General features: G+C 46.2%; 13 protein-coding genes and 1 other RNA gene. 2 read left to right on the forward strand and 12 right to left on the reverse strand.

The window, feature by feature from the left end:
* The 4 genes from prfB to ACLFWI_RS15220 form a co-directional block, all read right to left on the reverse strand.
* Window positions 1-1,094 (reverse strand): peptide chain release factor 2 gene (gene prfB / locus ACLFWI_RS15205; RefSeq protein WP_446413622.1). Its coding sequence is split into 2 segments (ribosomal slippage), with 1,093 coding nucleotides annotated over them: window positions 1-1,021 and window positions 1,023-1,094; the frame shifts between segments, so codons are not numbered across the junction. This gene is flagged as partial in the annotation.
* A 118-nt stretch (window positions 1,095-1,212) separates the two neighbouring features.
* Window positions 1,213-1,938, reverse strand: a complete 726-nt coding sequence (locus tag ACLFWI_RS15210) for a Bax inhibitor-1/YccA family protein (protein WP_446413623.1) — start codon at window positions 1,936-1,938, stop codon at window positions 1,213-1,215.
* 508 nt (window positions 1,939-2,446) lie between these two features.
* Complete coding sequence (locus ACLFWI_RS15215) at window positions 2,447-2,563, reverse strand: photosystem I reaction center subunit VIII (protein WP_446372983.1); 117 nt, start codon at window positions 2,561-2,563, stop codon at window positions 2,447-2,449.
* Window positions 2,564-2,632: 69 nt separating this feature from the next.
* Window positions 2,633-3,127 (reverse strand): photosystem I reaction center protein subunit XI, encoded by a 495-nt coding sequence (locus ACLFWI_RS15220; RefSeq protein ID WP_446413624.1) that lies wholly within the window; start codon window positions 3,125-3,127, stop codon window positions 2,633-2,635.
* Between the two features lie 313 nt (window positions 3,128-3,440).
* On the opposite strand from ACLFWI_RS15220, the gene psb32 reads away from it, so the two are divergent.
* Window positions 3,441-4,157: a photosystem II repair protein Psb32 gene (gene psb32, locus ACLFWI_RS15225; RefSeq protein ID WP_446413625.1), complete on the forward strand. Its 717-nt coding sequence runs from the start codon at window positions 3,441-3,443 to the stop codon at window positions 4,155-4,157.
* A 53-nt stretch (window positions 4,158-4,210) separates the two neighbouring features.
* On the opposite strand, the gene ACLFWI_RS15230 is transcribed toward psb32, so the two are convergent.
* From ACLFWI_RS15230 to ACLFWI_RS15240, 3 genes are all read right to left on the reverse strand, one after another.
* Window positions 4,211-4,594, reverse strand: a complete 384-nt coding sequence (locus ACLFWI_RS15230) for a DUF4346 domain-containing protein (protein ID WP_446413626.1) — start codon at window positions 4,592-4,594, stop codon at window positions 4,211-4,213.
* 182 nt (window positions 4,595-4,776) lie between these two features.
* Window positions 4,777-5,973, reverse strand: a complete 1,197-nt coding sequence (locus ACLFWI_RS15235) for a GNAT family N-acetyltransferase (RefSeq protein WP_446413627.1) — start codon at window positions 5,971-5,973, stop codon at window positions 4,777-4,779.
* Window positions 5,974-6,421: 448 nt separating this feature from the next.
* Window positions 6,422-7,123 carry a RibD family protein gene (locus tag ACLFWI_RS15240; RefSeq protein ID WP_446413628.1) on the reverse strand — a complete coding sequence of 234 codons (702 nt, stop codon included), beginning with the start codon at window positions 7,121-7,123 and terminating at the stop codon, window positions 6,422-6,424.
* Window positions 7,124-7,311: 188 nt separating this feature from the next.
* Here ACLFWI_RS15240 and ACLFWI_RS15245 point away from each other — a divergent pair, with 188 nt between their 5' ends.
* Entirely contained in the window at window positions 7,312-9,357 is a 2,046-nt protein-coding gene (locus ACLFWI_RS15245; RefSeq protein ID WP_446413629.1) for an ATP-binding protein, read from the forward strand.
* Between the two features lie 105 nt (window positions 9,358-9,462).
* On the opposite strand, the gene ACLFWI_RS15250 is transcribed toward ACLFWI_RS15245, so the two are convergent.
* From ACLFWI_RS15250 to corA, 5 genes are all read right to left on the reverse strand, one after another.
* On the reverse strand, window positions 9,463-10,545 hold the full coding sequence (locus ACLFWI_RS15250; RefSeq protein ID WP_446413630.1) for a Gfo/Idh/MocA family protein: 1,083 nt from the start codon (window positions 10,543-10,545) through the stop codon (window positions 9,463-9,465).
* A gap of 134 nt (window positions 10,546-10,679) precedes the next feature.
* Window positions 10,680-11,387 (reverse strand): ribonuclease III, encoded by a 708-nt coding sequence (gene rnc / locus ACLFWI_RS15255; protein ID WP_446413631.1) that lies wholly within the window; start codon window positions 11,385-11,387, stop codon window positions 10,680-10,682.
* 103 nt (window positions 11,388-11,490) lie between these two features.
* An RNA gene (gene rnpB, locus ACLFWI_RS15260) (RNase P RNA component class A) lies at window positions 11,491-11,915 on the reverse strand.
* A gap of 55 nt (window positions 11,916-11,970) precedes the next feature.
* Window positions 11,971-12,582: a hypothetical protein gene (locus ACLFWI_RS15265; protein ID WP_446413632.1), complete on the reverse strand. Its 612-nt coding sequence runs from the start codon at window positions 12,580-12,582 to the stop codon at window positions 11,971-11,973.
* Window positions 12,583-12,659: 77 nt separating this feature from the next.
* Window positions 12,660-13,705: magnesium/cobalt transporter CorA (gene corA / locus ACLFWI_RS15270; RefSeq protein ID WP_446413633.1), on the reverse strand; the 1,046-nt coding region annotated here is incomplete at its 5' end.

The raw sequence follows: 13,705 nt of genomic DNA on the forward strand, positions 1-13,705 counted from the left end.
TTTCCTGACGCAGGTAGGCTTCAATAAAGGGATCGAGCGTCCCATTCAGGACATCATCAACCCCTGTGGTTTCCACATTCGTCCGCAAGTCTTTCACCAACTGGTAAGGATGGAAGACATAATTGCGAATTTGATTCCCCCAAGCGGCTTCAACCATATCGCCTCGGATTTCGGCAATTGCCTGAGCGCGTTGTTCTTGGGCAATCACCAATAGCTTGGCTTTCAGCAGGGCGAGGGCTTTTTCCTTATTTTGGAGTTGCGATCGCTCCTGGGTACAGCGCACGGCAAGTCCTGTAGGAATATGCTTCACCCGAACGGCGGTTTCCACTTTGTTGACATTTTGACCGCCCTTACCCCCAGAACGAGAGGTGGTAATCTCTAAATCCGTTTCGGGAATATCTAGGTCTACATCCTCGTTCAGGATGGGCATAACCTCAACCCCAGCAAAACTGGTTTGCCGTTTTCCGTTGGCGTTATAGGGAGAAATTCGCACCAGTCGGTGAGTTCCTTTCTCAGCTTTCAAATAGCCATAGGCGCGGAGTCCCTGAATTTCCAGGGTGGCTGACTTGATTCCCGCTTCATCGCCTTCTGAGAGTTCTGCCAACTGCACTTTATACCCTTGGCTTTCTGCCCAACGGGTATACATCCGCAACAGCATTTCTGCCCAATCTTGGGCATCCGTTCCACCAGCCCCAGCATTAATCGTCAGTACCGCACCATTGGCGTCATAAGGACCCGATAGTAGCTGTTCTAATTCCCAACGGTCAAGTTCGCGATTCAGCTTGACTACATTGGTTTGAGCTTCTTGCAGCAGTGCTTCATCGGTTTCCAATTCCAGCAATTCCAGAACCGCTTTCGCATCCTCTAGATTACTTTTCCACTGCTGGTACTGCTGCAAATTCAATTTCAGGTCATTCAGCTTTTGCAGGGTTCGCTGAGCGAAGGTTTGATCATCCCAAAAATCCGGTTGAGCGGCTTGTTGCTCTAAGTCTTTAATTTTGGCAGTCAGTGCAGGTACGTCAAAGATAGTCCTGGGTTTTTCCCAGGCGATCCGACAAGGTTTCGACTTCGCGTTTAATCTCTAAAACTTCCATGTTTCTTGATTTTGGTACTTTACTACCCTTGATCAATTGTAATCAAAAAACTTAATTACATCAGACCAATGACAGGTATCCCACGCCTTAAATTAAAGCGTGGGATAAGGTAAGTCCATTAGTCGCGATTAAAGGCAATCAGCAACCGCAAAATAAAGATAAACAGGTTGATGTAGGTCAAATACATCGACAGGGCGGCGGGCAGATACTGATCATTGCGATAGGTGCGGGGCAAGATATAGAAATCCACCACCGCCGCACCAACAAACAGTAAAACGCCAATGCCAGAGATGCCAATTTCTAGCCAACTAGGGGTATAAACGCCAAAAAAGCTTAAGACGAGCTGACCCACCAACACCACCAACAAGGCAATAATACCCAGTTGCACGGTTTGGGTTAACGCCATCCCATCTTGCTCCGAAAGATTCGAGCCAATTTGACGGGCAGCGACAAAAGTGACACCACAACCGAGAGCGGCGATTCCAATCCCTGGAACCCCCACCCCTGAAGTGCCGAGGGCAACATAGACGATACCACTGAGGGTGTAGCCTGAGAGCAGGCTATAGGTCGCCAACAGGGGCAATGCTGCACTGTTATTGCCTTTCTCCGCCACACCACGAGCGACGAAGAATAGGACTAATTCAGCAATCAGGGCAACCCAGAAGGTAGGCATGAATAACCCTGGGTTGGTGGTAAGGACATTCAAACCACCATAAGTCCCGACAGCCGTTAAAACCAATCCACCGCCGACGTAGGGCAGAGCATTGGCTATAACATTGGGTCCGACTAGGGCTTGACCCTGTGCATTACGCATGGCTTGACGAAAGTTACTCGTGTTGCTCATGTAAACTCCTTGTGTAACTTACGTAATAATTTAAGTTGATCGGGTAAGATTACTCCCGTCGTAATCTTCGATTTGACGGTGAGATGAATCTCTAATCAAAGCAGATTGACTTTCAATAATAGTATACTACAATCTATTATGGGATGGTATTGCCAATATTGTTTAAGCCAATTCTATTCATATTAATAGTAAAATTTAAATTAGATAAAATAGTAGAAAATACAGCAAAAATAAAATAATAAAACATATTTTTATTAAGGATATAATATCGAAGTTGCTTTAGCCTTCCCAAAATTATTTTTACCTGAGTTTGTTGAACGTGAGGGGGTATAAGTAGGGTCTGCTGAATAAGTATTATGGTGGGGTTAGAAGGGGAAGTCTCTGGCACTAGAGATGAATAAGGTTCCCAACTCCCCATTAATGTAACTTTGTCCTGTGGGTGTTTTGCTCACAATGCGAACGAAACACCCACAGGACCCATCTAACTCAACGTTGAAAAACGACCTGCTTAGGCGTCACTTTCAATGTAGATAAACAGAAGTCCCATCAGCACAGCAGGCATGAGCCAACAAACGACGGGAATCAGAATCCAAGGCAAGAACGAAGCTGCATAAGAACCAGTCATGTCAAATTGTCCTATCTAAATTTACAAGAGTTCAAGACAAATATTACTCAATTTGTGAACCCAATGGAGTTAGTTATTCACAAAACCCCGGAAAATGGCATCCACCGTCTCAAAATTCTCTAGTAGGAAGTAGGCTACGAAAGCGCCACCCATACCTCCAACAAAGAATCCACCCGCAAATTCACTCCAGCCTTCAGACGTCTTGAGTCGTTCTGTACTCGGAGCGCTTTCGGCGGCGCTTTTGAGCGACACTAATCCCCAAGCAGCCATTCCGGCGGTTCCCAGTAGCACGATAACCAAAGCAGTGACTAAGCCGCCGAGATAACGGGCTTCTGGGTAATCCCGCAGTGCGCCAAACACAACTTCAGGACCAACTAAGAAGTAACCATGAGCCATGCCAATTTCCAAACCTCGTAGGAATGGGGATAGCCCTTTGCGGTAAGCGGGCAGGTTGCCAATGAATGCCCGGGTAAACGCCGAATCGCTGATTGGAGTCGATAAATGACCTACAAAAGGGTCTCCCCCGTAAGGTTTTACCATTTCCATATTTCTTGCATCTGCCATCTAGATGTTGCCTCTCACTCTGAATGTTTACAAAAATACCTGACTTAACATTGTAAGCAAGGAGGGGTAATCCCATGGCACAATATGGGAAGACCTTTAAAAAACTTCATCAAATTAGTTATAGCTTAACCATATATCAGGAGTAATCGGCGCGAATCATCGTCTACGTCTACCGACCAAAACCCCTGACTTCTTGGAGAAATCAGGAATCTACGTTGCATAACTATGGCTATATGTCAAGACATGAGCTAGATATCGGTCGTTCACTAGAGTGTAGTATTTTGAAAAAAACAGTCATCTCAAGAGTCAGTAAATGAGACAAATCTTCAATCAACTATACAAAAACCGGAAACGTCTAATACTACCGCTATTACTGGGCGTTTTAGTTAGCGGATTTGTGGCTGCACCTGCCAACGCTATAAACGTCTACCAAATGCCCAATGTCAACGCGGGTGAACCAACGTGGGTGATTGATCAAGCCGACGTACTCAGCCGCCTGAATGAAGGCAAGTTGAGCAAAAGCTTGGAAGACTTAGCCCAGAAAACCGACAAGGAAGTCAGATTTGTGACGGTTCGCCGTTTAGACTACGGTGAAACCGTAGACAGCTTTGCCAAAGCCCTATTCAAAAAATGGTATCCGACACCGGAAGCCCAAGGGAATCAAACCTTACTGCTTATCGATACCCTGACGAATAATACTGCCATTGTCACTGGGGAAGACGTCAAGTCAATTATGCCCGACGAAATTGCCGAGAGTGTCGCATCGGAAACAATGACAGTCCCCTTGCGGGAGGGTAACAAGTACAATAAGTCTTTTTTAGAGGCTAGCGATCGCTTAGTGGCTGTGCTATCAGGTCAACCAGACCCCGGTCCTCCGGTTGTCGAAGAAACGGTTCAGGTTGAAGGCACATTTACCAGCGCAGAAGAAACTGACACCAAAAACTCAACCATCTGGGTTGTTGTACTATTGGTTGTCGCGACAGTCGTACCGATGGCAACTTACTTCTTTTATCAGGGCTTCTCTGGTTAAGTTCGTCATTTGTCCTTTGTCATTTGTTACTGTTCCCTGTTCCCTGTAAGGCACTAATCTTGAACATACTCCTGCCCAGTAATTAAAGCATACTCAGCCCGCATAAACTCCCGTCCTAAATAAGCCCCATGATCCAACATTGTGACTGGACAGGGCTGAGTTTGCTCAAAAATAACCACACAAAGTTCCTTGGCGGTTCTGCCTGTAAACACCTGAGTATGCGTGCGTTCCACCTTACCTCGTGCGGGAATCGGTTTACCCGTTTCTGGGTCAACGGCTAAACCGCGATCATCAATCACATTGGTGAAATGTTTGGCACAAATTAACCCCTGATCCCGGTCGAGGTAGATAATAAAATATCCACCGGGATCAAGTTCAATCTCTCGTTTAGACAGTTTGTCATCAATAGTACGCAGGTTTTCTACTGTTTGGTTCATCTTTTTTTGGCTCAATGCTTCCCTTCTTGAATAGTATCGTGCTTGAACGCTTTTAAGCCTGTAGAGGGCAGGAGGCAGAAGCCTCATGGCAATTGGGAAGAAAATTCAGACCCCTGTCAATTGTGTTGAAGTTAGGTAGGCAACTGAAAAACTTTCCTAATTCATTATTCCCAGAAAATCAATCACTCCTGAACCAAAAATTGAATATCTCGTTTGCTAAACGGTAAGTCGTTATTGATCGCATCGATTTCTTCCTGTTCCATTTCATTCACCTCACCTATATAGTGGCGCAAAATTTGCATCAGGCGTTGATTATAAAATCGGTGCAGACTGTGATTCGGTGTAGCGGGAAATCCTCGCCGTCTCTTGTGGCGTCCCCCAGCACCAGGATCAAACATCTTAACCCCATTCGCGATCGCCCATTCTATCGGGGTGTAATAGCACGCATCGAAATGCAGGCAATCATATTCCTCAAAACAGCCCCAATAGCGCCCATACAACTGATCACCCTTATTAATACAAAACGACATCCCCACTGGATGTCGGTGATCATCCTCTCGATAAGCCGCCACCAATACCACACGATGACGATAGTCAGGATACAACTGTTCAAAAAACTGGCGCGTCAGATACTTACTGCCCCAAAAAAATTTATCGCAGGTGCTGCTATAGAAGTTATAAATCAGGGGAAATAGGGATTTGGGAATATCATCCCCGACTAAAGGAATCAAACGCAGTCCGGCTTTAGTCACCGCTTTACGTTCCCGCTTAATATTACGGCGCTGGTTGGCGTTAAAGATACTCAGATAATCATCAAAGCTACTAAACCCTTTATCCTGCCAAATATAACTGTGATGCAACCAGCTTGTAAAACCATGGCGTTCCATCACCTGTCGCCATTCAGGGTCAACAAAGAGAAAATGACAGCCACTAATCCGGTTATTCCCGCAAAAGTGATCAATGGCACTCACCATAATCTCAGTCAGTTCATCTTCATCTTCTCCAGGTGCGATTAAAAATCGGTAACCGCCTGCTGGGGTAAACGGCGTCATTCCTAACAGTTTGGGATAGTAGCGAACGCCTAAACGATGGGATAGATCTGCCCATTGGTGGTCAAAGACAAATTCTCCATAGCTATGACCTTTAATATAGAAGGGCGCAGCCGCAATAAGCTGTCGGTTTCGCCATACTGTTAGATGATGGGGCAACCAGCCGGTTTTAGATGTCGCACTTCCCGATGTTTCTAAATTATTCAACCAATCCCATTCCAGAAATGGTGTTTTCAGGGGTTGGGCAAGGGCATCCCAAGCGGCTTGGGGAATATCAGCCATCCGGTTAACCCAGTTAATGGAATAGTCAGTCTGCGGTTGGTGAACCATTGGGAAAATCTATAAGTAGGTCTAGGTCGGCATTGGTTAAGATAAACGGTGAAGATCTTTATTGGCAATTTGCTCTATGTCATTGGTAAGGGGTTGAGGGGTTCTTTACATAAGTTAACATAGTCAAGTTTATTTTGACCGATTGGCGTGAGATGAATTGCTTGGAAGAGATTTTGTCCCTTCACAACCTTCGAGGGAACCTGATTTGAAATTTGTCGGGGCGGGTTTAGGGAGTAATATAGCATTACGCATTGAGGTTAGGACAATAAAATTGGGTGAAAAGGCAACAGGCAACAGGCAACAGGCAACAGGCAACAGGGGAATGTCCTAACGTATGCCGGTAGTGCTATATTGATTGTTTTCCTTAGCTTGGCGGCAAAACCTGCCCTTTATTTAAGTAGAGACGTTGCATGCAACGTCTCTACAACCCACCATCTCTCCTATCTCCTCATCCCTTCGACAACCGATAGTGTACAAATAACTCTTGGTCAATCCTCTCAACCGCCAACAGTTCTAAGCGCTTCGCCAATTGCTGTGAAAATCCAGTCCCTGCCACTGGCGTTGGGGCGGCTGCACCCGCTAAAATCAGGGGGCAAACCGTGAACCAGAGTTCATCGATTAAATCAGCCGCAAGTAGAGACGCCACTAAGTCACCCCCCCCTAAGACGGCAAGCCGTTGAATGCCCAATTGGTTGAGCTGTTGATAAGCGTCATGCCAATTGATCCCATCGTTAGAGGCATTCACCACCAAAATCTGCTCAAAATAATCCGACTTGTTCCGCCAGGGTTGAGCACCCGCCTCTGTCGTTAACAGCCAACGGGGTACATTTTGGCGAAAAAAGCGTAATTGCGGATCGAATTGAGCTAGACGGGAGCAAACAATCTGCACCGGTTGGATGGGTAAGCCCCGTTGTTGACGCTGTTGCTGTAACTGGGAATTTGAGACACTGCGAGTGGTACCATAAGCCCGGAGAGTTCCTGCACCGAACAAAATCCCATCTGCCAATGCCACCTGGTTTTCCAGATGGGCTTGATCCGCAGGCGATGAGAATCGGGCAGGCGATCGCGTCACGTCCGCAATCTTGCCGTCGGCACTCATTGCCAGAACCACTGTGGTATGGGGTCGATTGATAGCAGGCGTTTCCGGCATAGTTGTCTAAGTAGTCGGACAAAATTAAAGTTGGTGGTTGAGAAGGGTCGATCAAAACAATCGAAAGAGCTTTTGAATCGTTCTAGGATAGATATGAGGGGTTTTCAGGGAGACTCGGTGACTCGTAAACTTTATTAACGATTACTCTTTCTACCGCCTGTCCTTCTGCAATCACACCAGCGTATCTTATGGCTAAGCCAGGTCAATCCTCCTTTCGTCGTGTTTTGCTGTCACGCCTGTTGTTACTCAGCGTGCCAGTGTTGCTTCTGGGAGTTTATGTGACCTACAGAAAAGCACGCTCAACGCTTCTCGACACAGCACGTCAAAATTTAACCGAAAGTGCTGTGAGAAAAGGGGAAAGCATCCAAGAGGCGATCTCAGCGTTACAAGCTAACCTGCTGACCGCTAGCCAAGCCATAGTCCTTCAATCTCAGTCATTGACAGGCTATCAACAATTTATTAGCCAACTGGCTCAACAACTCCCAACCCCGATCAATTGCGTGCAGTTGAGTGATATCCAGACTCAAGATATCGTGAGCAGTACCTGTAATCAACCCTTACTCGCCAGTCAGCAAGTGATATCGCAATGGTCTAGCCAGCAAGGTGAGGTCTCTATCGATCCGTCTCAAATTGAGGTTACCGTGCTACCTCCGCTAGCACCCTCAACCCCTGCGACAAACCAAGCTGAAGCCATCTCAGACAAAAGCAAACTCCCGATTCTGTTGAGTGCGCCCGTTTATAACGCTGAGGGTCAACTCCAATATGCTTTGAGCATTCGCTCAACCTTACTCCAATCCAAATCTATCAAGCCTGGTTCCCTATCTGGTGAACCCGTGGTGATTACCCAAGAAGGTAAAATTCTGGTGCATCCCATCGCCCAGCAAGTGGGAGGGAATATCAACCAAGAACTCGATTCTGCAAGACTTGAGAGTCTAGTCGAAGCCGCGATCGCAGGTCGTGAGTCCTTTATCCATCTTGCCTGGGATGGTCAGGAATATGTCGCTGGCTACACAGCGATTGAAAGTCCGATTAGCGACCAATCTGACCAGCAATGGATTATTCTCGCTGTTACTCCCTTAGAGAGTGCGCTGATCGGTCTTCAGGATATCCGCCAAGTTCTGTTTATCCTCACCTGTGGCTTAATTGCTGCCAGTATTTTAGCCACAATTTACATTGCCCGTGACCTCGCTCATCCCTTGGAAAAACTCAGAGATTGCGCCCTGCATGAATCCCAGCTTCACTCGAATTATCGCATTCCTCATACCTTCAAAATTCGAGAAATTAACCAATTAGCCGAAGCCCTGGATGGCATGTTTGATCGCCTCAAACATTGGGCAGAAGAACTCGAATCCGCCTGGAAAGAAGCCCAAGCCGCCAACCAACTGAAGAATGAGTTTCTCGCCACGACCTCCCACGAACTGAGAACTCCTCTCAATGGTATTATTGGTTGCCTGCGACTGGTCAAAGATGGTTTCTGTGATGACCGCGACGAAGAACTTGACTTTTTACAACGAGCCGATGAAGCGGCTATTCATTTGTTGAACATTATTAATGATGTTTTAGACCTGGCAAAACTTGAGTCCGGTCAACTTTCCGTTGAAGTTGAACTGATCGATCTGCGTCAACTGATTGATGAAGTGATTCACTTGCAGGCAGTCTCTATTAAATCGAAGGGACTCGAATTCAATACGAAAGACTTGCATAAAAAACTTCCCGTTCTTGCTGATCCTGCTAAACTGAAGCAAGTCCTAATTAATGTCATTGGTAACTCGGCAAAGTTTACTGATTCGGGCAGCATTACAGTCAGTACACAGATTGAAACAGCCAGCGATAAGACCGAACCCTTGGTGAGTGCTGATGATTCTACATCTGTTGCTAGCGTCTCCACGATTCCCAGCAATAGACAAGTTACTGAAAATCAGGGAACTGGAGAGTTGTTTCCTGCACAAGTTGTTGTAACAGTTAGAGATACGGGAATTGGCATCGATCCGGTGCAACAGTCTAAACTATTTCGTCCCTTTGTCATGGTAGATGGGTCAACCACGCGCAAGTACGGTGGTACAGGTCTCGGTCTGGCTATTTCCCGCAACTTGATCGAATTGATGGGGGGGACAATTACCCTTTTTAGTGCTGGAGAAGGTCAGGGAACGACGGTGAATATTAGCTTACCGCTTGTCGAAACAAAGGGACAGGATACAGATGAGCAACTTGACAGTGAGCATTTAAAGGCGTAACAGCTTATTCCCTATAGTATTTCCAACAATGAACGTGGAATGCTACCGACTCAATCAGGTAGGAAAATGGGAATTGACGTCTTATTAGAGGTTTTAAGTTATCTGTCATTCCGCTAACTGAGGAACCTTAATCGGCGTTCCTCCTTGTTGGAGAGACTGGGATAGACAACTGAGAATGTTGACCAGTTGAGCCGCTACCCAGCCTGAAGATACTGATACAGGTTGATTATCGCGGATGCTCTCTAAAAAGCGATCGCACACTTGCGCCAACGGTTCACGACGCTCGATTTCTATGACTTCCCGCCGTAAACCCGCAGGCGTAAAAACATCTCCACTTTGCTCAAAATACCCATGCTGAAGCGTTAGGGGCGCATCATTTTGCATCTCATCAAAAATTAACGTTCCTTGACTCCCCACTACCCCCAGACGCCGTTGTTTATCTGGGTTGAGCCAACATAAGTGAATATATGCCTGAAAACCAGTCGGATAGGTCAAAATAACGTAAACAAAATCGGCTAAATCTTTTTCCTCAAGAAGAGCAGGTTTAGTTACATTATCCGTTAAACCCGCCCCGACAGATCCCTCTTGCCGTTGTAACCACACCCGTCCCGTGGCTTGAACTTGCACAGGTTGCTCACCTAACCAGGTATTGAAGATTGCGATATCATGAATTGCTAAATCCCACAGCGCGTCTACATCCTGACGAACGGGTCCTAGATTCGTCCGAGCCGCGTAGCCATAGCGCAATTCTCCTAAGCATTCAGATTGCACCACCGCTTTACCCTGCTCAACAGCCGGATGAAACAAATAGGTGTGATCTACCATCAATTGGCGCTGCTGTTGACGGGCTAAATCAGACAACTGTTGGCATTCAGCCGCATCGAGGGTCAACGGCTTTTCTGCTAGCACATGGAACCCTTGCTGTAGGGCGTCTTGAATCAGGGAATAATGAGTCACCGCCGGCGTTGCGATTACAACCGCATCGCACTCTATCTGGGATTGTATCGATTGCCAATTGTCTGCTAGAACTACATTGTGATTCAGGTTCAAGCGTTCTTTAAGCTGAGTTAAGCGTTCCTTAGAGGAATCAACTACCGCTACCAGTTGGGCATCTGGATGTGACGCGAAATTCCGCACCAAATGCGTACCCCAGCGTCCTGCTCCCAATACGGCAATTTTGATCTTCATAGAATTTTTGAATCTGTAGGGGCGGGTTTCACTATTATCGTTTTTTTTCACCCTGATGTCACTATGACGTAGCTTGCTTCTTTTCGGGAGCGAGTAGGACAAATGACGAAGGACAAATGACGAAGGACAAATGACTAATCACCAATCACTTTAGCCAAAGCTGCTTTAGCGGCGGCTTGTTCTGCCGCTTTTTTAGAGCGTCCTTGCCCTTCACCCAATTGCTGACCTTGAAACCAAACTTGGGCAGTAAAACGATTCTCGTCTCCCTCAATGGGATTGGTTTCGGTAAGGCGATATTGGGGTAAAGATTTATAGTGAGCTTGAGTCCATTCTTGCAGAGCATCTTTATAGTTTTGGCGGGCAGGATCTTTAAGAATGTCTTCAGTCAATCGCTGAAAATGAGGATCAAGCCAAGGACGAATTAATTCTAAGGTGTGGGTACTCAGATAGAGTGCGCCAACTATCGCTTCAAAGGCGTCAGCCAGCCGTGACATCTCACCCCTCGGATCAGCCGCCGCGCTGGGAGCCAGGAGCAAGTATCGCTCCAGTCCATACTCTTGAGCCAATTGAGCCAAGACGCGATCGCTCACCAACACGGAACGAATTGCGGCAAAGTCACCGACTGAAGCGTTGGGATAGGTTTCAAATAATAACTCTGAAGCCGCCATTCGCACCACAGCATCCCCGACAAACTCCAACTGATCATAGTTCACATCACGGGACATACTGGGGTGAGTCAGCGCCAAGTCAAGCTTATCCCATTGAACAGGCGCATTGTCCAGTAATCCGAGCTTTTGCACTAATTTTTGCAGTTGTTTGTGTCGTCTGGGGTCAATGGTCATAATTCATTGATGACTTGTGATCAAGGGCGGGTTTAGTTAAGTTATGGGTTTTTGTCAAACGTTATCAGTGAAACCCGCCCCGACAATAAACTGATGACTAGAAGGGAGAGAGTCAGACGTAAGCCGGGTTCTGTTCTCCTATATTACTAGGAGGGTGGTTATCTATCTGGGACGCCTGTTACCAGACGCCTCTAGCGGCTCTTTAAGCAGGAACTGGTAAAAGACCAACCGTAGTTCCTAACGACCTTGCACCCAACCGGGGTTTACCGAGCCAGCACCTCTCGATGCTGCTGGTGCGCTCTTACCGCACCTTTGCACCCTTACCAATTTGTCTTATGTCCTTTGTCTTATGTCCTTGGTTCTAGACATAAGACTGGTGACTGATGACAAATTGGCGGTATGTTTCTGTGGCACTATCCTCACGGTCACCCGCACTGGGCGTTACCCAGCAAGTTTGGTCTTTCGGGAGCCCGGACTTTCCTCAGATTCACCACTAGGGTGAATCCGCAACCACCTGCGCCGACTCTCTCCTTAGTTATTATTTTAATCGCCCTGGGCTATTTATTGGGGCGGAACACCGTAATTATTTTGGTTGTAAGGCGAGGATCAGTGCTTTTTGCCAGGACAGATTTTTGGTGATGAACTGACAGCGTAGGTTGCAGGAACGTCCTTTTGTATTTCCTTCCGATATCTTTAAGAATAAACGCAAGTAAAAATAGTCGTTTTTGTCAGCCGCTGCTTGTAGGTTTTTCGGGGCAAAAAGAGGAGAACCGATCTTTTCATCGCTAATCTCTTCTTTTAGGGTTTGACCGGGGAGAATTGTACTCGGTGATTGAGAGGCTGCCTCATTTTTGCCGGGAATCACGCGAATGGCTCGCCGAATGCGCTTATCGAAATCACTGATAAAACACTGTTTCCAATCAATTTCTACGAAAACATCTTTGGATTTATTTTCAATACTCATGGATAAACGTTTCAGTTCATCCAATTCGTATTTATCGGCAAAAGAGAATTTTATCTCAAGAATATTCTGTAGATTATTGGCGGATAATTGCTTATTGAGATAAGCGGCATCAGTTTCAAACTTTACGAGCTTATCTAATGATTGAAAGGCTCGGTTAAAAACTAATGCAACTACAATAAAATAAACTGTTAAAACCAACATGTTTCGGGCAATCTCGGTAGCAAAATCCATAAAATTATCACTCCTGATTCATACAGAATAGACAACCAACTCGTGAAAAGTTATTAGGCAACAGTTAACTCATGACATTAATCATGCTTGGCAAAGCGAGAATCCTTGAACCAGCCGCGACGCCAGAAAAAGAAGCAGAGAGACGCCGCGATGGCAATCATCACGCCCCAACAGACAAAGTATCCCCAACGCCAGGTTAATTCTGGCATATATTCAAAGTTCATCCCATAAACCCCAGCGATAAAGGTGATTGGAATGAAAACCGTTGACATGACCGTTAAAACTTTCATCACTTCATTCATTTTATTGCTGACGGAGGACAAGTAAACATCCATTAAGCCCGACGCCAATTCCCGATAGGTTTCTACCATATCAAGTACCTGAATCGTGTGGTCATAACAGTCCCGCAAATAAATGCGAACATCTGAACTAATCAAATGGCTACCGTCGCGAATTAATGCATTAATCGCACTGCGTTGGGGCCAAATTGAACGGCGTAACGCCAGTAATTCCCGGCGAACCTGGTAAATTTTCTCCAGGGTTTGGTGATTAGGGTTGAGAATTACTTCATCCTCTAAAGCCTCAATGCGTTCCCCATAGTCTTCCAGCACTGGAAAAAACCCATCAATGATCGCATCCAAGAGCGCATACGCCAGATAATCCGCACCCGCTTGCCGTATTTTACCTTTATGTCCCCGAATTCGAGCGCGTACTGGTTCAAAACAATCCCGTTCTGGTTCCTCCTGAAATGTCAGCAAATAGGATTTTCCTAAGACAAAACTCACTTGCTCAATCCAGAACCCATCTTCTGTGGGTTTAGGCATGACCATCTGGGATATAATCAGTAACTGGTCGCTGTAATCTTCCACTTTTGGGCGCTGCGGGACATTAACCACATCCTCCAATAGCAAGGGATGTAACCTAAAAATTCTCCCTAAGTCTAATAAAATATCTTCACTACCTAACCCCTGAATATCCAGCCAAGATACAGAGTCACTCGTCAGGTAAGGAGTACAAGCATCTGCGGTTAAATTGGTTACACGATTAGCGTGGCTTTCGTTGTAGTCAATCAGAACGATGAATGACGGACAAGCATCTTCATCAATGCTTAAGGTTCCCGGTA

Origin of the sequence: Coleofasciculus sp. (assembly GCF_046539235.1) — a bacterium.
Taxonomy (GTDB): domain Bacteria; phylum Cyanobacteriota; class Cyanobacteriia; order Cyanobacteriales; family Coleofasciculaceae; genus Coleofasciculus.

Bases quoted from the DNA above. Each gene is read 5' to 3' on its own strand.
- ACLFWI_RS15210 (WP_446413623.1), bottom strand. From the start codon at position 1,938: ATGAGCAACACGAGTAACTTTCGTCAAGCCATGCGTAATGCACAGGGT.
- ACLFWI_RS15215 (WP_446372983.1), bottom strand. From the start codon at position 2,563: ATGACTGGTTCTTATGCAGCTTCGTTCTTGCCTTGGATTCTGATTCCC.
- ACLFWI_RS15220 (WP_446413624.1), bottom strand. From the start codon at position 3,127: ATGGCAGATGCAAGAAATATGGAAATGGTAAAACCTTACGGGGGAGAC.
- psb32 (WP_446413625.1), top strand. From the start codon at position 3,441: ATGAGACAAATCTTCAATCAACTATACAAAAACCGGAAACGTCTAATA.
- ACLFWI_RS15230 (WP_446413626.1), bottom strand. From the start codon at position 4,594: ATGAACCAAACAGTAGAAAACCTGCGTACTATTGATGACAAACTGTCT.
- ACLFWI_RS15235 (WP_446413627.1), bottom strand. From the start codon at position 5,973: ATGGTTCACCAACCGCAGACTGACTATTCCATTAACTGGGTTAACCGG.
- ACLFWI_RS15240 (WP_446413628.1), bottom strand. From the start codon at position 7,123: ATGCCGGAAACGCCTGCTATCAATCGACCCCATACCACAGTGGTTCTG.
- ACLFWI_RS15245 (WP_446413629.1), top strand. From the start codon at position 7,312: ATGGCTAAGCCAGGTCAATCCTCCTTTCGTCGTGTTTTGCTGTCACGC.
- ACLFWI_RS15250 (WP_446413630.1), bottom strand. From the start codon at position 10,545: ATGAAGATCAAAATTGCCGTATTGGGAGCAGGACGCTGGGGTACGCAT.
- rnc (WP_446413631.1), bottom strand. From the start codon at position 11,387: ATGACCATTGACCCCAGACGACACAAACAACTGCAAAAATTAGTGCAA.
- ACLFWI_RS15265 (WP_446413632.1), bottom strand. From the start codon at position 12,582: ATGGATTTTGCTACCGAGATTGCCCGAAACATGTTGGTTTTAACAGTT.